This is a genomic window from Aureibacillus halotolerans (assembly GCF_004363045.1).
In the GTDB taxonomy this organism is placed as follows: Bacteria; Bacillota; Bacilli; order Bacillales; family DSM-28697; genus Aureibacillus; species Aureibacillus halotolerans.
Genome location: NZ_SNYJ01000003.1, coordinates 1 through 17,891, shown reverse-complemented (window position 1 = coordinate 17,891; position 17,891 = coordinate 1). Strand labels below are relative to the sequence as shown.

Annotated in this window: 18 protein-coding genes and 1 riboswitch; of the genes, 13 read left to right on the top strand and 5 right to left on the bottom strand. The window is 43.3% G+C overall.

From position 1 onward, the window contains the following. Positions 1-36: 36 nt before the first annotated feature. Positions 37-939: a 4-hydroxy-tetrahydrodipicolinate synthase gene (dapA, locus tag EV213_RS04540; RefSeq protein WP_133579322.1), complete on the bottom strand. Its 903-nt coding sequence runs from the start codon at positions 937-939 to the stop codon at positions 37-39. A 152-nt stretch (positions 940-1,091) separates the two neighbouring features. Further along, a riboswitch (Lysine riboswitch) is annotated at positions 1,092-1,271 on the bottom strand. A 177-nt stretch (positions 1,272-1,448) separates the two neighbouring features. On the opposite strand from dapA, the gene EV213_RS04535 reads away from it, so the two are divergent. The 6 genes from EV213_RS04535 (at position 1,449) to EV213_RS04510 (ending at position 6,339) form a co-directional block, all read left to right on the top strand. Further along, the gene (locus tag EV213_RS04535) at positions 1,449-1,985 is read left to right on the top strand and encodes a universal stress protein (RefSeq protein WP_166639153.1); all 537 of its coding nucleotides are present in this window, start codon (positions 1,449-1,451) and stop codon (positions 1,983-1,985) included. Between the two features lie 615 nt (positions 1,986-2,600). Beyond that, a complete protein-coding gene (locus EV213_RS04530; protein ID WP_133579320.1) occupies positions 2,601-2,954 on the top strand; it encodes a heme oxygenase-like domain-containing protein in 354 nt (117 codons plus the stop codon). A gap of 102 nt (positions 2,955-3,056) precedes the next feature. Then, positions 3,057-3,404 (top strand): hypothetical protein, encoded by a 348-nt coding sequence (locus EV213_RS04525; protein ID WP_133579319.1) that lies wholly within the window; start codon positions 3,057-3,059, stop codon positions 3,402-3,404. Between the two features lie 822 nt (positions 3,405-4,226). Beyond that, positions 4,227-4,997 (top strand): DUF3891 family protein, encoded by a 771-nt coding sequence (locus EV213_RS04520; RefSeq protein ID WP_133579318.1) that lies wholly within the window; start codon positions 4,227-4,229, stop codon positions 4,995-4,997. A 9-nt stretch (positions 4,998-5,006) separates the two neighbouring features. Then, the gene (locus tag EV213_RS04515) at positions 5,007-5,684 is read left to right on the top strand and encodes a uracil-DNA glycosylase (RefSeq protein ID WP_133579317.1); all 678 of its coding nucleotides are present in this window, start codon (positions 5,007-5,009) and stop codon (positions 5,682-5,684) included. A 79-nt stretch (positions 5,685-5,763) separates the two neighbouring features. After that, positions 5,764-6,339: a YitT family protein gene (locus EV213_RS04510; protein WP_133579316.1), complete on the top strand. Its 576-nt coding sequence runs from the start codon at positions 5,764-5,766 to the stop codon at positions 6,337-6,339. 2 nt (positions 6,340-6,341) lie between these two features. On the opposite strand, the gene EV213_RS04505 is transcribed toward EV213_RS04510, so the two are convergent. Next, positions 6,342-6,662: a heavy-metal-associated domain-containing protein gene (locus EV213_RS04505; protein WP_133579315.1), complete on the bottom strand. Its 321-nt coding sequence runs from the start codon at positions 6,660-6,662 to the stop codon at positions 6,342-6,344. A gap of 193 nt (positions 6,663-6,855) precedes the next feature. On the opposite strand from EV213_RS04505, the gene parE reads away from it, so the two are divergent. The 7 genes from parE to EV213_RS04470 all read left to right on the top strand — a co-directional run bounded on the left by parE (position 6,856) and on the right by EV213_RS04470 (position 14,660). Continuing rightward, positions 6,856-8,799 carry a DNA topoisomerase IV subunit B gene (gene parE / locus EV213_RS04500; protein WP_133579314.1) on the top strand — a complete coding sequence of 648 codons (1,944 nt, stop codon included), beginning with the start codon at positions 6,856-6,858 and terminating at the stop codon, positions 8,797-8,799. Between the two features lie 64 nt (positions 8,800-8,863). Further along, complete coding sequence (gene parC, locus EV213_RS04495) at positions 8,864-11,278, top strand: DNA topoisomerase IV subunit A (RefSeq protein WP_424923025.1); 2,415 nt, start codon at positions 8,864-8,866, stop codon at positions 11,276-11,278. Positions 11,279-11,568: 290 nt separating this feature from the next. After that, positions 11,569-11,946, top strand: a complete 378-nt coding sequence (locus EV213_RS04490; RefSeq protein WP_133579312.1) for a GntR family transcriptional regulator — start codon at positions 11,569-11,571, stop codon at positions 11,944-11,946. A 2-nt stretch (positions 11,947-11,948) separates the two neighbouring features. Next, positions 11,949-12,815, top strand: a complete 867-nt coding sequence (gene pmtA / locus EV213_RS04485) for a phenol-soluble modulin export ABC transporter ATP-binding protein PmtA (protein ID WP_133579311.1) — start codon at positions 11,949-11,951, stop codon at positions 12,813-12,815. Then, positions 12,808-13,434 carry an ABC-2 transporter permease gene (locus tag EV213_RS04480; protein WP_133579310.1) on the top strand — a complete coding sequence of 209 codons (627 nt, stop codon included), beginning with the start codon at positions 12,808-12,810 and terminating at the stop codon, positions 13,432-13,434. The genes pmtA and EV213_RS04480 overlap by 8 nt, the downstream gene beginning before the upstream one ends. 194 nt (positions 13,435-13,628) lie before the next feature. Continuing rightward, a complete protein-coding gene (locus EV213_RS04475) occupies positions 13,629-14,069 on the top strand; it encodes a MarR family winged helix-turn-helix transcriptional regulator (RefSeq protein WP_243739992.1) in 441 nt (146 codons plus the stop codon). 165 nt (positions 14,070-14,234) lie between these two features. After that, positions 14,235-14,660 (top strand): hypothetical protein, encoded by a 426-nt coding sequence (locus EV213_RS04470; RefSeq protein ID WP_133579308.1) that lies wholly within the window; start codon positions 14,235-14,237, stop codon positions 14,658-14,660. A 130-nt stretch (positions 14,661-14,790) separates the two neighbouring features. On the opposite strand, the gene EV213_RS04465 is transcribed toward EV213_RS04470, so the two are convergent. The 3 genes from EV213_RS04465 to EV213_RS04455 all read right to left on the bottom strand — a co-directional run bounded on the left by EV213_RS04465 (position 14,791) and on the right by EV213_RS04455 (position 17,402). Next, on the bottom strand, positions 14,791-15,396 hold the full coding sequence (locus tag EV213_RS04465) for a TetR/AcrR family transcriptional regulator (RefSeq protein ID WP_243739991.1): 606 nt from the start codon (positions 15,394-15,396) through the stop codon (positions 14,791-14,793). Positions 15,397-15,468: 72 nt separating this feature from the next. Further along, entirely contained in the window at positions 15,469-16,974 is a 1,506-nt protein-coding gene (locus EV213_RS04460) for an NAD(P)/FAD-dependent oxidoreductase (RefSeq protein WP_133579307.1), read from the bottom strand. Positions 16,975-16,997: 23 nt separating this feature from the next. Continuing rightward, on the bottom strand, positions 16,998-17,402 hold the full coding sequence (locus EV213_RS04455) for an SRPBCC family protein (protein WP_133579306.1): 405 nt from the start codon (positions 17,400-17,402) through the stop codon (positions 16,998-17,000). Positions 17,403-17,891: the final 489 nt, after the last annotated feature.

Genomic DNA, 17,891 nt, shown 5'->3' with positions numbered 1-17,891 from the left:
GGATGAAGGGGGCAACATATGTCGTTACATCCCAATTCAAGGGATGTTTTTTTGTTGCTGTGAAACAATACGCGGACCAAATAAAGTGCTTGTCAATTGTTCAGTTTCCGCTTCATCCAAAGGCAGTAACGGCAGTCGAACAGAACCAGCCGGAAGTCCTGTATACGTTAAAGCTGCTTTTAGTGGAGAAGGGCTCGGAGCCATGAACAATGCCTTCATCCGAGGTGTTAGATCTCGATGAATTTGAGCGGCTAAAGCAGGTGACCCGTTGAAATACGCATCAAGCATTTTGTTCATTTCTGCGCCAAAAAGATGGCTTGCCACTGAGACGACACCAGAGCAACCTACGGCAACTGCAGGTAAGGTTAAATGGTCCTCGCCTGTATATACATGAAAATCGTTTGGCGTTCCTTCGATAATAGCCGAGATTTTCGTAAAATCATCTGTGGCTTCTTTCAAGGCAACCACATTGTCTAAAGCAGATAAACGAATGACTGTGTCTGCTAGCAAATTCACCGCTGTGCGACCAGGTACATTGTAAAGCATGACGGGCAATTTCGTTTCCTTCACAATAGCACTGAAATGTTGAAACAAACCTTCTTGGCTTGGGCGATTGTAATAGGGGGTAACGAGCATGATCCCATCTGCCCCAAGAACCTCAGCTGATTTCGTTACTGCAATCGATTGGGCTGTGTTATTTGAGCCGGTTCCCGCAATGACAGGCACACGTTTTTTAGCGGCTTTCACCGTTTCAGAGATAACGAGTGCTCTTTCTTCATCACTAAGCACTGGGCTTTCTCCAGTCGTCCCACACGCGATGATCGCGTCTGTGCCCGTTGATATTAAATGATTGACGAGTGTATGGATGCCTTCCACATCAACTCGCTGTTGGTGATCAAATGGCGTCGCCATCGCTGTCATAATTCGTCCAAAATACATAAAAAACCCTCCAAAAAAGTGTCTTAATTTTGTGTAGCAGTCGTCAGAGACGAGAGGGTATGGCTAAGTTAATCCATGATGCGAAAAAAAGCAGCATCCGAGAAAATAAGCGTCTCGTTGCTGCTAGAAACATCACGTCATGTGCCTCTATTGCAAGAGATAGCCCTCCACATAGTTATTCACTATATGACAGTTCTGCATTTATTCAATACAAAACCAGCAGACAGACGTTTGAGTCATCTTCCTGCTTCGGCGATTCCCCCTTTCAACTGCTTCATTGGCCTCATTGCCTCCAACAGTTTACTAATGGTTACCGCACCTCTACCCAATTTAATTATTTAATTGAATTGATAGAATGAATTCTATCGTTGCATCCACTATAACAAACATTGTCATGCGCCGCAATGATGTTTTATTAGAAGAGCAAGAAGTTCATTGAGCTTCTGTGTTTAAAATCGATTATATGGGGGAAAATTCTAAAAACTACTATTTCAGGAGGTGCTTTACGAGTGGGGTTGAAGAAGGTAGCCGTTGTATTGGATGGATCTTTAAAATGTTTAGATGCCATTGATGTAGTTGCCCCATTACTAGAAGCGTCAGGCAGTCAACTCATTCTCCTTGCCGTGATTAGTGAGAGGGAGGGAGCGAAGCCAGCAGCCATTCAAGGCGTTTCGTACCTTATTGCCACGTCCACTAGCACCTCACCTTCAGAAGAAACTCCTTTCCGACTAAAACAAAAGCGATGGAAAATGGCAGCAGAAGAAATGTTTCGCCCAGCTCGAAGAATACTTTGGAAAAACGGCTTGCATGCCGAATTCAAAGTGGTAGGTGGCGATCCAGTGATTTCAATTTCTGATTTTGCAATTGCCGAACACATCGACTTAATTGTCCTTCGAAAAATGAAAAGGTCACCTAGGTTATGGCCACTTCGAAGGACGACATACCACAACAGGCTTATAGAACAATGCCCTCGACCCGTCATGTCTATCAATGAAAAGTCCATCCAACACTTGCATCAACTCACACCATTCCAAACGCCCTCCTGAGAAAAGCAAGAGGTCGGTCGAATAATGATCGCTATTCTCTAGCTGCGTTTTAATGCAGAAACTAATGCTCTTTCCGGTAATTTAGATCTTATTTTAATTCAGAATGGATTTTGGTGCTTGTTTTCGCACAAAGTATAGCTAGAAAACATCTCTATAGGCAACCGGCTATACGTTCGCTTTCACCCTAAAGGGTACAAGTGCAACATCGACTCGAAAAGACCTCGTCGTGTTTTCTTTGCCGCCGGGCTTCTGCTGCGCCTCCTCGAGCGTGTTCACGCTCTGTGGGGTCTCGCTTGGCTCGCTTTCCCACAGGAGTCTCACTAATAGCCGTTTTTGGGTCATCGTAAAGGATGTATAAAATGAGAAAGATCATGTAGCTTCATTTTCAACCGTTAACCAACAAAATTGGTTGAAAAAGCACTAAAAAGATGTAATTGATAAGATGCGATTTGCAAAGTCTCAAAAAACAGGCGCATTGAAAGCGCTCGTTTCTTAAAAGCCTGAGGCGTTTACACACGATTAAAAGCACATTACTGCATAGTAATATAGTTCAGAAGCAAAAGATTGAATAGGCTTTATCTTCGCAAAGCGAACTGTAGTAGAAAGGAGAAAACCATGATTTACGAACAATTTATCTTTGAAATTTCCAAAGATTTCAATGCGTTGTTTGAAGACTTTGAAGACGCGTTGCTGGAGCGTCAGCGTATCAATACATTTGACGAATACTTTAATGAGATAATGCTCGATGATGATTTAATTGGCGAGATTATAGAAGAGGCGCATCGTTTTGGTCGTCCGAGGGATTTGTTTTTAGATGATTTGTATGCACGAGTGAAGAACTTTGATGGCGCCATTCATAAGCGAATTGCTATTATCGAAAAGCGCTTGGTGGAGGAAGATTTGGAGACACCATCTCTTTTTATTCAGAAGACAAACAAATCACGTCTTGAACAGGCCATCGCAAACTAGACGCCCATCGCGTTTAGCCTCACGAACAATCGGGTATATAGATTGTAACGTAATAGCTTATATTAAGTGCCTGCATAAAAAAGTGAAGGGAAGGTGAGCAGCATGGCACACGATCAAAATAATTGGCTACGAGTTGGAGACTGGGTAAGCGGTAGAACAGTAAATGATGAAATGTTTATTGGATATGTAGAATCTTACGAAGAAGTGAATGGATCAGTGAAAGTGACTGTTACAGAATGTGATCATTCTTCCCTTGTTCATAAAAAAATCGTGACCTTTCAAAATCTCGTAAAAAGGCTGCCTGTATTTGATTTAATGGAAAGAGGACAGCTGTTGAATATGGTTGACATCGCATTAATGGAAAAAGATCGTGAGACGTTCATGCTGCTGACAAAACGTTTACGCGAGACAGATAACAACCATCAGCAAGATCCTGTTGGTGCAGCATAAAGTCATAGGCATTTCGAGAATCAAGAGCACCCTATAACGAAGCAAATAAACCAAGCGCTTATCAAAAGCCTAGGATGAGGTTCCAGACCATCATCGTTCAAGGCGTATTGAAAGCGCTTATCTTTTGAGGCGCTTATTCTTGAGGGGAAGCACGGTTGCCTTCTCGGGAAAAGCGCACCGCTCAATGCAAAGCAACGAAGAAAGCAAGCGCTTATCAAAAGCCATCAATGTTCAGGCATTGAAAGCGCTTGTCTTCCGAGGCGCAAAGCCTTGAGAGGAGCGCATGTTGCCTTTTCGGGCAATGAGCACCATTTACGGCGAAGCAACGAAGAAAGCGAGCGCTTGTCAAAAGCCATCAATGTTCAGGCGCATTGAAAGCGCTTGTCTACCGAGGCGCAAAGCCTTGAGAGGAGCGCATGTTGCCTTTTCGGGCAATGAGCACCATTTACGGCAAAGCAACGAAGAAAGCGAGCACTTGTCAAAAGCCATCAATGTTCAGGCGCATTGAAAGCGCTTGTCTTTCGAGGCGCAAAGCCTTGAGAGGAGCGCATGTTGCCTTTTCGGGCAATGAGCACCATTTACGGCAAAGCAACGAAGAAAGCGAGCACTTGTCAAAAGCCATCAATGTTCAGGCGCATTGAAAGCGCTTGTCTTTCGAGGCGCAAAGCCTTGAGAGGAGCGGAGTTGCCTTTTCGGGCAATGAGCACCGCTCACGGCGAAGCAACGAAGAAAGCGAGCGCTTGTCAAAAGCCTGAGACCGTTTAAAACGGTCTTTTTTCCTGCCCTAATCAATGATACACTGACGAAAAGAAGGTGTAACCCATGATCATAAAACAGCATCAAGATGGCTTTATTTGCATTCGCCAGCATGACCACGGACTGTTGTCAGGCGAATTAGCTTACGGTTTGCTGCCACAAATGCGTTCTTTTACGAATATCTCTGAAGACGAGTGGCTCTTCGCCGTAACGTCGCATGATATTGGCTGGAGATCGTTGGATCGAACACTCCTTTGGAATGAACATACAAATGCTCCGTATTCGTTCGAAGATTACCCACCAGCTCCAAAAGTCCAGGCATACACAGAAGGCATTAACGGAGTAGAAGAGCAGGATGCAGTAGCTGGTTTGCTATGCAGTTTACATATGACGTCTTTTTTTGAACATGACCGTCCATTAGCTGACGAAGAAGTAGCGTTTGTTAGAGCGGAAGCAGCACGCCAAAAGAGGCTGAAAGGAAACGTGAATCTTCCGGAAAAAGACCTTCAACATGCGTTTGAGTTGCTTCAGTTTTGTGATCACCTATCACTTTATTTGTGTTTGAATCATCCTGGAAGAAAAAAAGAAGAGGAGTGGCCGTGGTACAAACAAGGATTCCCATACCGTTCCCCTGCGCTCCGAAACCATCCAGTGGTCGGGTGGTGGCCTCGTACGGAGACAGTCATCATGCACCCTTTTCCTTTCACTACACCACAAGAGGTCTCAATTCCATACTGCTTTGTCACAAGAGAAGAGATGACACAGCACAACGCTCCTTACTCTTTGAAAAAGGATAGTTTTCAGCAGTTACATACGACTATACAACCGATAAAATGAGGAATTAATATGCCAAAAGACATTCTAAAAAATGATTGGAACGACATTATTGGTGAGGAGTTTGAAAAACCGTATTATGTAAAGCTCCGATCATTTCTTAAAAATGAGTACACGAGGACAACGATTTATCCGCATATGAATGATATTTTTAACGCCTTGCATTATACCTCTTATCAAAACACCAAAGTCGTGATCCTCGGCCAAGATCCTTACCACGGGCCTCAGCAAGCACATGGGCTTAGCTTTTCTGTGCAAAAAGGGGTCGATGTGCCTCCCAGTCTTCGAAATATGTACAAAGAACTGAACGATGATTTAGGTTGTCCAATTCCCACACATGGGTCACTTGTGCAATGGGCCAAGGAAGGTGTCCTTTTGTTGAACACCTCCTTAACTGTACGACAGGGTCAAGCAGCTTCCCATCGAGGGCAAGGCTGGGAGTTTTTTACCGACGCCATTATAAACGTGTTAAATGAACGAGATACGCCTGTCATTTTTTTGCTTTGGGGCAGCCACGCGCGTGAAAAGCGCAAGCTGCTTGATCTAACGAAACATCAAGTGTTTGAAGCCCCACACCCCAGTCCTCTTTCCGCTCATCGTGGATTTTTTGGCAGCAAGCCCTTTTCAAAGAGCAATGCAGCGCTTGAGCAATTCGGTTTAACACCAATCAACTGGTGCATTTCAGACTAATGCCTACTAAGGCATTGGACTAGCCAACGTGTGTCTAACATATACTGTCTCACACAGAGTCAGCTACAGGAGGACACAAATGAAAAAATACTTGGCGATTTTCTTGGGCAGCTTTTTATTTAGCATTGGCATTAATGGCTTTGTCATCCCTCACCATTTGCTTGATGGTGGGGTTGTTGGCCTCAGCCTGCTTATGAAATATATGTTTGGAACGAATGTGGGTCTTATGATCTTATGTATTAGCTTTCCAATCTATTTATTCGCATGGTTCTATTTTAGAATGTATTTTATCAATGCAGTGCAAGGCTTAATTGCCTCGACGTTGTTTATCGATTTATTATCGCCAATGCATAGCTGGTGGCACTGGCCGGTGTATATGAGTGCTGTGTGGGGTGGTCTTTTTATTGGGGTTGGGGTAGGATTGATGCTTCGTCAGCACACAGGCACTGGGGCGATTGATCTACTTGCCCAGTGCCTGTCTAGCGTGACACCCATTCATGTCAGCTCATTTATTTTTGGAATTGATGCAATGATTATTGTGTTTGGTGGCTTCGTTCTTGGTGGTGGATCATTTTTGTATTCAATGATTGTGATCATAATCGTTGCAGCCATTACGAATGTCATGATGAGAGTAAGGTCAATTCATATTTTATAGGTTTACTTAAGAACGCCTTTTGGCTTATACCCAGACGATTTTAGTGATTGTGCCAGCCATTCTGGACGCGTGGCTTCGTCGTCATACCAAACGATTAAATGGCCTTCTGTCGTCATATACGTATTTTGCACACCGAGCAGTTTTTTCATCACCTTATCTGGTGTAACCTCGCAATGTTCACATGTGCCAACAACATTTGTAAAAACGATTTTATCTTGTTTTGCACGTGCATGATGTTCTCCACCAGTAAACAAAACCGTAAATAAGCCGACACTTAACAATGTAGAGACGAGCAATACATGACGCCATATCGCGATTTTCATGAGACAGCCTCCTTGGAAATTTACGTGTAGTTTGCGTGAAATGAGAGGTTTTATGCAACGCTTTCCTACAGAAGCAGTTGTTTTTTTTATGAACTTACGGCTACAATAAACTAAGAAGCGTTGTAGTATGGAACGTGTGTTCTTGTTATGATAGGATGAAGAGAGAGCATGAAGGAGAAGGGAGCAGCGATACGTGAGTTCTTTTGAGTACAATGATGATGCCATTCAGGTTCTTGAAGGGTTAGATGCCGTTCGGAAACGTCCTGGAATGTATATTGGCAGCACGGATTCCAAAGGGCTGCATCATCTCGTTTATGAAATTGTGGATAATGCAGTGGACGAAGCATTAGGAGGCTACTGCACGCAAATCGTGGTGCGTATACATAAGGATCAGTCCATTACTGTGACGGACAATGGCCGAGGCATGCCAACCGGGATGCACCGAACAGGAAAACCAACAACTGAAGTCATATTTACTGTGCTGCACGCAGGCGGTAAGTTTGGCCAAGGTGGCTACAAAACGAGTGGTGGCTTGCATGGTGTAGGCGCATCCGTAGTGAATGCCCTCAGCGAATTTCTTGAAGTCACCATTCATCGCAGTGGTCAGACCTATTCACAGCGATTTGAGAACGGCGGCAAGCCTGTCACTGCTCTAGAAGAAAAAGGGGCAACAAAGAAAAACGGCACGTCGATCCATTTTAAGCCTGATCCAATCATGTTTAGCACAACAAACTTTCAATTCGAAACGTTGTCTGAACGCCTACGGGAGTCTGCGTTCCTCCTAAAAGGGTTGAAAATATCGCTCATCGATGACCGGCATGGTGTTCAGGAAGACTACCTCTACGAAGCAGGCATCCAAGCGTTTGTCGCCTACTTAAACGAAGACAAGGACGAACTCCACCCTGTGGCATTTGTCGAAGGGGAAAGCGCCGGGATTGAAATAGAATATTCGTTTCAATTTCACGATGGCTTTTCAGAGAACACATTGTCTTTCGTTAACAATGTTCGGACGAAGGATGGCGGAACGCACGAAGCGGGCGCAAAAACAGCGATGACGAGAGTGTTTAACGATTATGCACGAACGGCAGGTTTGTTAAAGGAAAAGGACAAAAACCTGGACGGTTCAGATATTCGTGAAGGTCTTACGGCTGTTATTTCTGTGCGTGTGCCTGAAGAAAAGCTTCAGTTTGAAGGCCAAACAAAGGGCAAGCTTGGCACAAGTGAGGCACGGGCAGCTGTCGATGCTGTCGTGTCTGAGAAGCTCACATATTACCTTCGCGAAAACCCAGATATCGCAACTTCACTCGTTCAAAAGTCGGTTCGTGCGCAGCAGGCGAGAGAAGCTGCTCGTAAGGCAAGAGAAGAAGCAAGGAACGGCAAGAAGAAACGGAAAAAAGATTCATTGTTGAGCGGCAAGCTCACACCTGCGCAGTCACGAAATCCGGCACGCAATGAGCTTTACCTTGTCGAGGGTGATTCTGCTGGAGGTTCTGCAAAGCAAGGACGAGATCGAAAATTCCAAGCGATTCTTCCGCTTCGAGGAAAGGTCATCAATACGGAAAAAGCGAAGCTTCAGGACATCATGAAAAACGAGGAAATCAGCACCATCATCCATACAATTGGGGCGGGTGTTGGATCGGACTTTGATGTAAATGATGTGCTGTACGACAAAATTATAATTATGACCGATGCGGATACCGATGGCGCGCACATTCAAGTGTTGCTATTAACCTTTTTTTACCGCTATATGCGGGCACTTGTTGAGCAAGGAAAAGTCTATATTGCTTTGCCTCCGCTCTACAAGGTCAGCAAAGGCTCAGGCAAGAAAGAAAAAGTCGTCTACGCATGGGCAGATGAAGAACTCAAAGATGCCATCAAGCAAGTTGGCAAAGGCTACATCTTACAGCGGTATAAAGGGTTAGGTGAGATGAACGCTGATCAGCTTTGGGAAACGACAATGGATCCTGAAACGAGAACATTGATACGTGTCCAGATTGAGGACCTCGCAAAGGTGGAGCGTCGGGTAACAACGCTGATGGGAGACAAAGTAGAGCCCCGCAGAAAGTGGATCGAATCCCACGTCGATTTTGGACTAGAAGAGGAAGGCAGCATCCTAGACAATGAACAGCTGTTATAGAAGGAAATGAAGTTTGATGTAAAAGGGGGCGTCAGTCGTGCCAGAATCAGAAATTTTTAGAGAAATGCCGCTCGAAGATGTGCTTGGTGATCGCTTCGGGCGCTACAGTAAATACATTATCCAGGAACGTGCATTGCCTGACGCGAGAGATGGCTTAAAGCCCGTTCAGCGCCGAATCCTTTATGCGATGCATCATGAAGGAAATGTGGCTGACAAACCGTTTCGAAAAGCCGCAAAAACAGTCGGAACGGTCATTGGTAACTACCATCCACATGGTGATTCCTCTGTGTATGAGGCAATGGTTCGAATGAGTCAGGATTGGAAGCTGCGCTTTCCATTGGTAGAAATGCACGGAAACAACGGAAGTGTTGACGGAGACCCACCAGCAGCGATGAGATATACCGAGGCAAGACTTTCGAAAATTGCATCCGAGCTCGTTAAGGATATTGATCAGCACACAGTGGAATTTGTACCAAATTTTGATGACACGATTGAAGAGCCTGTCGTGTTTCCGGCGATGTTCCCCAATTTGCTCGTCAACGGATCAACTGGGATCTCAGCTGGGTATGCGACCGATATTCCGCCTCACCATCTCGGTGAAGTCATTGATGCGGTGATTATGCGTATAGACAAAGATCAGTGCACAGTCGATGACTTAATGACCGTTATGAAAGGACCGGATTTTCCAACGGGTGGTACCATCCAGGGTAGAGACGGAATCAAAAAAGCATTTGAGACTGGACGGGGACGCTTTGTCATTCGTAGTTCGTCGGAGATTGAAGAGCTGCGGGGAGGCAAGCGCCAAATTGCGATTTCAGAAATTCCTTATGAAGTAAACAAGGCAACCCTCGTTCGTAAAATTGATGAGCTTCGATTAGACCGTAAAGTTGAGGGGATCAGCGAGGTTCGAGATGAGTCGGATCGCAACGGTCTCCGCATTGTGATTGATCTGAAAAAGGATGCCGATGAGAAGGGCATATTAAATTACCTTTATAAAAACACCGACCTTCAAGTGTCCTATAGCTATAATATGGTGGCCATCAACAATCGTACACCAAAGCTAATGAGCCTGCCTAACGTCCTTGATGCCTACATCGGGCATCGCCGCGATGTAATTACAAAGAGAACGGAATATCAGCTCAAGAAAGCGCAAGAGCGTGAGCATGTGGTGGAAGGCTTGATCAAGGCGCTATCCATCCTTGATGAAGTCATTGAAACTATCCGCGCATCACTTGACAAACGAAATGCGAAGGACAATTTGATTGAACGCTTTGCCTTTACAGAAGAGCAAGCAGAAGCGATCGTTTCTTTGCAGCTGTATCGTTTGACCAATACGGATGTGACCTCACTCGAACAAGAAGCAAAGGAGCTTGCAGGCAAAATTGCTGAGCTCGAAGGTGTCCTTTCTAAAGAGTCCGTTCTTTTTTCCGTCATGAAAAAAGAGTTAAAAGACATGAAGAAACGGTATAGCGATGACCGTAAAACTGTGATTGAGAATGACATTGAAGAGCTTGAAATAAAGCTTGAGGTGATGGTACCGCAGGAAGATGTCATGGTCACAGTGACGAAAGAAGGGTACATTAAACGTACGAGTGTTCGTTCCTTTAACGCCTCAAATGGAGATGGGTTTGGCATGAAGGATGGGGATGTGCTGTTGTACCAAAAAGAAATTAAAACAACAGACACCTTGCTTGTGTTTACAAACCGTGGACAATTTCTCTATTTTCCGGTGCACGAATTACCTGACATCCGCTGGAAGGACCCTGGCCAACACATTGCCAACCTCATGTCAGTTAACAAGGAAGATCGGGTAATCGGCGCTGTATACATTCGCTCATTTGATGAGGAAAGCAACAGCTTCTTTACGTTTGTTACGAAGCAAGGTATGGTAAAACGAACAGCCGTCCAGCTCTACCAGGCAACAAGGTACTCGAAACCGCTTGTTGCCATTCAGGTGAAGGGCAATGATGAGGTTGTGTCGGTCGCGAAGACGAATGGACAAGCCTCTGTATTTATAGCGACAGAGGGTGGCTATGGTTTACGGTTTGCAGAAGATGAAGTGTCTACCGTAGGCTTACGTGCTGCAGGGGTAAAGGCCATTAATTTGAAGGACGACGATGTTGTTGTAGCAGGCATATGTATCCCTGAACATACGGACCCACACATACTATTCGTTGCCACAAAACGTGGTTCAGTCAAGATAATGGGCATTAATGAATTTGACATCACATCTCGTGCCAAGCGCGGTGCCGTCATGCTGCGAGAGCTGAAGCAATCGCCGCACCGATTAGCTGGAGCGCTTCTTGTCACGGTAGAAAATACTGTCGCCGTGACCACACCGTCTACGACTCAACTTGTTGATATCGCTGAGTTAAAGCCAAAGGATCGTTACAATAACGGCACCTTTGTCCTTGATTCCGCCAAAGTTGGCGAAGTCATTAACGTGTCTATTGAATTCAAATCCTCTCGACTTGTGTAACATAAACAAACACCTTCACGTAAATCGTGGAGGTGTTTTTGAATGACTCAATGAAAAACATTACCGGTTTTTTTAACAGCTGCTGTAAAATAATGCAAGATCGATAACCATCGAATGGATAGCGAATTCGGTGGTTATTTTTGATGTTTTTCAATGCTAAAAGGAAGACACTTTATGATCAACAGATTCTAGAAAATATCCACCAGAGTTGACTTTCTTTTTTTAATTGTATATAGTGTGTATGTACAATCATAACAATGAGTTCACCAAACACAGTGAAGAGGAATTTCATGAATATTATTATTTCGAACCATTCCAAAGAACCCATTTATGAGCAAGTTAAAAACCAAATTAAGCAATCGATTTTAAGGGATGAGATCAAAGAAGGTGAACCACTTCCTTCGATGCGACGACTTGCCCAAGATTTGCGGATCAGTGTAATTACAACGAAAAGAGCCTATGAAGAACTAGAGAAAGAGGGATTTATCACATCCTTTGTAGGAAGAGGCTCATTTGTTGCTGGGCAAAACAATGATCTCATCCAAGAAAAGCGATTAAGAGTGGTTGAAGAAAGGCTCTTGGAACTCATTACAGAAAGCAAAAGCTTAGGCATCAGTCTTGAACAACTGAAAGAAATGCTAGAAATGCTGTATGAGGAGGATGAATAATAATGGAAAATGCTGTCGTCTTACACAATGTGAATAAATCCTATGATGGATTTGCATTGAATAATGTTTCTTTCCCAGTCAAGAAGGGGTTCATAACAGGGTTTATTGGACCAAACGGCTCCGGTAAAACCACTACCATAAAATTGATAATGAATCTGATTCACGAAGACTCGGGAACAATCGAGTTATTTGGCCAAGAACACAAAAAACACGCAAAGGAAATCAAGCAACGAATTGGTTTTGTGTACGCTGAAAATCCGTTTTATGATCACATGACCTCTGAACAAATGAAGAAGGTCATTGCTCCATTTTATAAAAAATGGGATGATACACTGTTTAAGAAATATATGGCTGATTTTGACCTTCCGTGGAAGAAGAAAATTAAGCATCTGTCCACAGGTATGAAAATGAAGTTGTCTTTAGCCATTGCTTTATCTCATCATGCAGATTTCATTCTTATGGATGAGCCGACATCCGGATTAGATCCTGTTGTTCGAAGAGAGGTTCTTGATATCCTATCCGAAGTGATCCAGGACGAGAATAAAACGATTTTCTTTTCTTCTCACATTACAACGGACTTGGAACGCATCGCTGATTACATCACTTTTATTCATAACGGCAACATAGTCTTTCATGACGACAAAGATTCAATCAGAGATCAATACCTCCTCGTAAAAGGTGCAAAAGAATTGTTAGATGAAGACATCCGCAGCCTGTTCATTGATGTGATTGAAACACCTGTGGGGTTTGAAGGCTTGACAAATGAGCCTGAAAAAGTAAAAAAACTCATGGGAGACCACATCGTTTCAGAATCCGCTTCGTTGGAAGACATCATGGTTTATATGGGAAGGAGAGAGAAACGTGGCTAATTTGTTGTTAAAAGAATGGATGGTCAATCGGTCAACGATTCTACTGCTCTTTAGTTTGGCCCTCGTAAGCTTCTTTCTTTTTGAGGTCCAGATGCCTATTTATATAGCTATGCTGTTAGGTAGTTTCTATCCTTTTATGAGTGGCATGACCGAGTATAGAAATAACAATAAGGTTGACACCCTTATGAATAGTTTGCCTGTAAAACGACGAGACATTGTCGCATCTAAGTACGTCTTTGCACTATTGTTTGGATTAGGATTAGTTCTCACTATGATTGTCCTCAATTTACTGCTTCCATCCTTTGAGGTAAGCTTGTTGTTTATTTTGCCCCTTAGCATATCGGTCATGGGGTTTTCCGCTGCAATCTACTATCCATTTTTTTACCTAGTAGGTGCTAGAGTTGCCATGTATGTCAACCTGGTCATTGTATTCATCAGCAGTTATATTATCCAAAATGCTGACACCCTCAATTTAGAAAATAGTGTATTGGATCCTTTAGAATTAATTCGAAATTTCTCAGCGGAGCAATTATCCTTCACTCTTCTGGGAATCACAATTGTCGTTTTGCTCGTATCTGTGTTCATTTCAGGAAAGATCTATCGACAAAAACAATTTTAGGATTTGACTAGTTGGTCCTTTATGAGTAGTGTAAAGACATTAAATAGTATTAATTCTGCCTGCTAAAACGTTGAATTAGCAGGCTTTTTTATGCTTATTGGTTTGAAAGTTGAAGTTCATATGATACCATAAATATTGTAAACAAGGACGGAGCCAATAGAAATACACGGAATAGAAATGGAAAGGTGAGGAATTTGGATAGTAAAGAACGTGCTTTAAAGCTATTAATTGTACTGTCGAGGGCCAATCGATCGGTCCACGACACATTACAGGACAATATCTCGATTCATGGACTTAATCTAAGTGAATTTGCTGTCCTTGAACTGTTGTATCATCGAGGCACTCAAACGATTCATTCCATTGGAGAAAAAATTCTCGTACCAGTAGGGAGCACCACTTATATCGTGAATCAACTGGCGAAAAAAGGTTTTGTAAATCGCAGGCAAAACCCGGAAGATAAACGTATTTTTTTTGCTGACATCTCTGGACGAGGCAAAGTGTTTATGGAGGAACTTTTTCCTCAGCATGCAGTGGAGGTTGAAAAGCTTTTCAATGTGCTTAATGAGGAAGAACAAGAAACGTTAATTGAGACTTTGAAGAAGATTGGTTTTTCCGCAGACGCGACCAATCATTGATGAACCATTTATATTTCTTAATTCTGGAGCACATACTGCGTGTGAGGATAAACAGCAGCAGTCTTTGATGGCAAGCATACTGGACATAACATTGTGTGATTGCCTAGACGGTTCGCTTTAATGGCGGATAAGGCGATAAATTGTAAACCAATAAGGAGGAAACTGATGAGTAACAGTGAAACAACCAATAGTATTATTTTTAAAGTGGAGGAAAAGCCTACGCTTGAATTTGTTGATTTAACCTATTTTTCTGACGGTTATTATCAGGTGGATTTGCAGGTCAAATCTCTAGGGTCTTTACTTGTTGCGAGATTTAATAATACTGAACTATGTCTCTTAGTCGATTTACTCCGTGATGTAAATCGTAGTGAGACACATCGTTCGCGTTTATTTTATGAGTTACCTCGTGAAAATGATGTTGATCATAGTAAGGTAAGAGTTGAACCGACGCTCAACAATAAGTTTCTGATCACTATTACTGCGCAGAGCGGTAATAGTTTGAATGCGAGCACCTTTGACCTAAGTCATGAGGACATAGAATTGTTGTTAGAAAATACATATGCCTATTATGATTATTGTGAAAGCAATTAGACTAGGGCAGTATTGTAGGCAACTGGTTCCGCATCAGCATTAATTTGCGGAGAACTTTTAAGGAGTAGACGAGAATAGCAGAGGGGCAACCTGTTCGGTTCCCCCTGGTACATTTTTTGTTTGATCCGGGTTACGCTTTTGGACCGGTTATAACCCGTAAGAATATTTCTGCCTTAGGTAATTCGAAGTGCTCATCGACAGGCATGTTGAACGTAGCCAGTGCGGAAAACATGATCAGGTAAGAGGAAATCAGTTCCTCAAGATCACCTTCCACAAATTCTTTCATCTTCTGACCTTCTTTGAACAAAGGCAATAAAATCTCAAAGTAATTTTTCATCGAGAACTGTTTTATGATTTGCTTGACCTCGTGTGGCATCTCATCAGCTGTATGAGCCTGCTGAATAAGCATAAAGGGGTATCGGGAACTTTCATCCTCGAACACACTTTGTGTAAACATTTTCAACTTTTCGTACGGTGTGCCTGGAAGCTCATAAATCGATTCAATGCCATTGATAGATTCTTTCATGGCCCGATGGATAAGCGTACTAAATAGCTCTTCTTTGGATTCGAAAAAACGATATAGTTGACCAGCACTGAGACCGGCTTCTTCCGCAATCATGGTCATTTTCGCACGGTTCAATCCTCGGTGTGCAAACACTTTAAAGGCGGCTTCAATAATTTGTTCTCTGCGAATCTCTCGTTTTTGGATCAGTTGTTCTTCGGATAATGGTGCCATTGGTCCATTTTTCCCTCCTTAATCAGTGATATTTCTTTAAAAGCTGATGACCATGATGCCTACAAGATTTGTTTATTCCTGCGGCATCATGAGCTGGTCTATTGAAGCAAAGGACGCATTTTCAAAAGAAGGAATTTCTTGTGCAAACCGTTCTTCAAGAGACACGTTGAACCCTTTAGTGAGTTCAACCACTAGTTGCTGTCCCTCGGGTGAACTGTTTGCAAGGGCAGTTAGCATTTGCGGATTGAATAGCTCACGCGGGTGCACAAATACAGAATTTACAAGCCAATATAAACCATATAAATCGTCATTGGGTTGTGCCATAGCCTGTTTAAGGATGAAGCCCAAGCAACGCTGTGCAAACTCCACTCCTTTAAGAGGCACAGAGCCGGCATGTTCTACTCCTGGACAGCGCAAATCAGCCACACAATTCAACCACCAAGCAGGTTCAATCGCATTCTGCATTTTCTTGAGCACGGAAAGCTCGAAACCGGACTTGGGGCGCTCGACCTGATCTCTAAGGCATGCGTCTAGAACTTCAGCCTCTATAGCTGCAACTGTCATTCCTTGGCCATAGATTGGATCAAAATAACAGAAAGCATCTCCCATCACCAGAAAGCCGGATGGCCAGCGTTCCATCTTGTCAAAGTGCTGACGAACCAATTCGGGCATACGGTAACCTCGTGGAGTGGAAATCGGTTCAAGTTCTTTCAGCGTCTCCACAAACACCGGGTTGTCCAAGTGGGCAATCTCTCGTTCAAACTGATCGATATCGGTCGAAGGGTAACGACCTCCTACATTCCAGAGTAGCATTTCTGCTATGTTGTTTTCAATAGTAGAAAATACTCCTGAATAAGCTCCTGTGGAGGGAACGCCTTCCAAACGGATGACATCCCATGGGAGCTTTTGGCCGGAAGGGACCTTGTATTGGCGAGTACTGTAACCAAGAGCTACTTTCAATAATTCTGGCTTAGGTACATCATAACCAACTTCCGTAAGCCATCGGACGGTCTTGGAGAAACGCCCGCTCGTATCAACGACCAGGTCTGCTGTTAGTGTGTGTTTCAGCCGGTCGGTTGCACCGCGTTCTTGAATTAGAACACCGGTAACCGCAGTCCGATCCGGTGACGTCTGTAGACTGAGTACATCTTTCTTTTCAAGAAACTGGATATGGGGAATGACTTGAACTTGTTTGCGAATAACCCATTCAAGCAGCGCCCTGCTAAATTTCGCTTCTTTCCCTTGACCGACTAAAACCTTGCTCCCATCTTGATGGATCATCAAGTTTGATTCACCCTGAGCGGAAGGGGCACCATTCGTCAGCAAATCATCAATAAAGCCAGGAAAGTATCGGCTAAAAATCAGACTGCCGCGCGGGCTCAATCGGTGGTTATGATAAGCTTGAGGAGTGCCGGGGCGGTTTTCTGGCTTATCAGGAAAAGCATCTCTGTCTACGATCAACACTTCATTATAATACTCGGACAGCACTTTGGCTGCCAATAACCCGGCAATTCCTCCTCCAATAACAATGGCACGATCTGTTTTACCTGTTGATGCCGTGAAGTTAGCATTTGTCATATGAATTCCCTCCAGTTATACAATTAAAATGATCCTTCCATTATGCTTTTAAGGTTGTGCAGATCTTCTTTAGACATCTCAATAGCCTGTTGATAATCTTCATCTGACATCCAGTCACCTTGAAACACCGTCATAAAGACCTCGCTGTGAATCCCGTTTGGCAAGATGCGCATGGCATCATACATGACCATATCAGGAGCAGGGGATACGTAATGATCGATCACACCAAAGCCATTTCGTTCAGTAATCTTTATCTTCATGGATCCGTAAGTAGTTTCCATTACCCAGGTCTCGTTCTCCTTGCGAATGGACGTACAAAAGCTCACCCATTCCGGAAAATTATCTAAGTCAAAGGCGTACTCATAAACTTCATCGGTAGATCGTTTAATGGCAACATTTATCGTTGAGGACTGCGAAAAGGAAGGCATAGTTGATTTTCTCCTTTCCAAATTATTTAAGAAGACACATTAAGAATGAACTGTTCATTCTCAAAATAATACATAGCGATGAAATTGTCAACAGAAGTTTCCAAACGTGAAGGGCATATGAGACGGTGTTGTTGTGGAGTGTGGCCAGTAACTTCATGCTGCCATTTGACTTTTTAGTGTATTCTTTATCACAATAGAAATAAATAAGGTTCAGAGCCTTTACTAGATACATCCGATTAAATAGATATACATAGCAACACTAGCGTTGCATTAAAAGGTACTGATCATTAAAAATACAAAGAATGTTCAATAAACAAGTCGTTATACAATGAAAAAACCCTTTACAATGGAGGGAGAGGTGGTCACCTGTCCAAATCCAAAGCAAAGGATCAACCATGGACAAGCATACACGACTTTCTTCTTTTGGTAAATGGCTAATCCCGATTAACTTTCATTGGTTAGACGAGCAGGTTTCCAAGCTCAAGCTTG

Bases quoted from the DNA above. Each gene is read 5' to 3' on its own strand.
- dapA (WP_133579322.1), bottom strand. From the start codon at position 939: ATGTATTTTGGACGAATTATGACAGCGATGGCGACGCCATTTGATCAC.
- EV213_RS04530 (WP_133579320.1), top strand. From the start codon at position 2,601: ATGATTTACGAACAATTTATCTTTGAAATTTCCAAAGATTTCAATGCG.
- EV213_RS04525 (WP_133579319.1), top strand. From the start codon at position 3,057: ATGGCACACGATCAAAATAATTGGCTACGAGTTGGAGACTGGGTAAGC.
- EV213_RS04520 (WP_133579318.1), top strand. From the start codon at position 4,227: ATGATCATAAAACAGCATCAAGATGGCTTTATTTGCATTCGCCAGCAT.
- EV213_RS04515 (WP_133579317.1), top strand. From the start codon at position 5,007: ATGCCAAAAGACATTCTAAAAAATGATTGGAACGACATTATTGGTGAG.
- EV213_RS04510 (WP_133579316.1), top strand. From the start codon at position 5,764: ATGAAAAAATACTTGGCGATTTTCTTGGGCAGCTTTTTATTTAGCATT.
- EV213_RS04505 (WP_133579315.1), bottom strand. From the start codon at position 6,662: ATGAAAATCGCGATATGGCGTCATGTATTGCTCGTCTCTACATTGTTA.
- parC (WP_424923025.1), top strand. From the start codon at position 8,864: ATGCCGCTCGAAGATGTGCTTGGTGATCGCTTCGGGCGCTACAGTAAA.
- EV213_RS04490 (WP_133579312.1), top strand. From the start codon at position 11,569: ATGAATATTATTATTTCGAACCATTCCAAAGAACCCATTTATGAGCAA.
- pmtA (WP_133579311.1), top strand. From the start codon at position 11,949: ATGGAAAATGCTGTCGTCTTACACAATGTGAATAAATCCTATGATGGA.
- EV213_RS04470 (WP_133579308.1), top strand. From the start codon at position 14,235: ATGAGTAACAGTGAAACAACCAATAGTATTATTTTTAAAGTGGAGGAA.
- EV213_RS04465 (WP_243739991.1), bottom strand. From the start codon at position 15,396: ATGGCACCATTATCCGAAGAACAACTGATCCAAAAACGAGAGATTCGC.
- EV213_RS04460 (WP_133579307.1), bottom strand. From the start codon at position 16,974: ATGACAAATGCTAACTTCACGGCATCAACAGGTAAAACAGATCGTGCC.
- EV213_RS04455 (WP_133579306.1), bottom strand. From the start codon at position 17,402: ATGCCTTCCTTTTCGCAGTCCTCAACGATAAATGTTGCCATTAAACGA.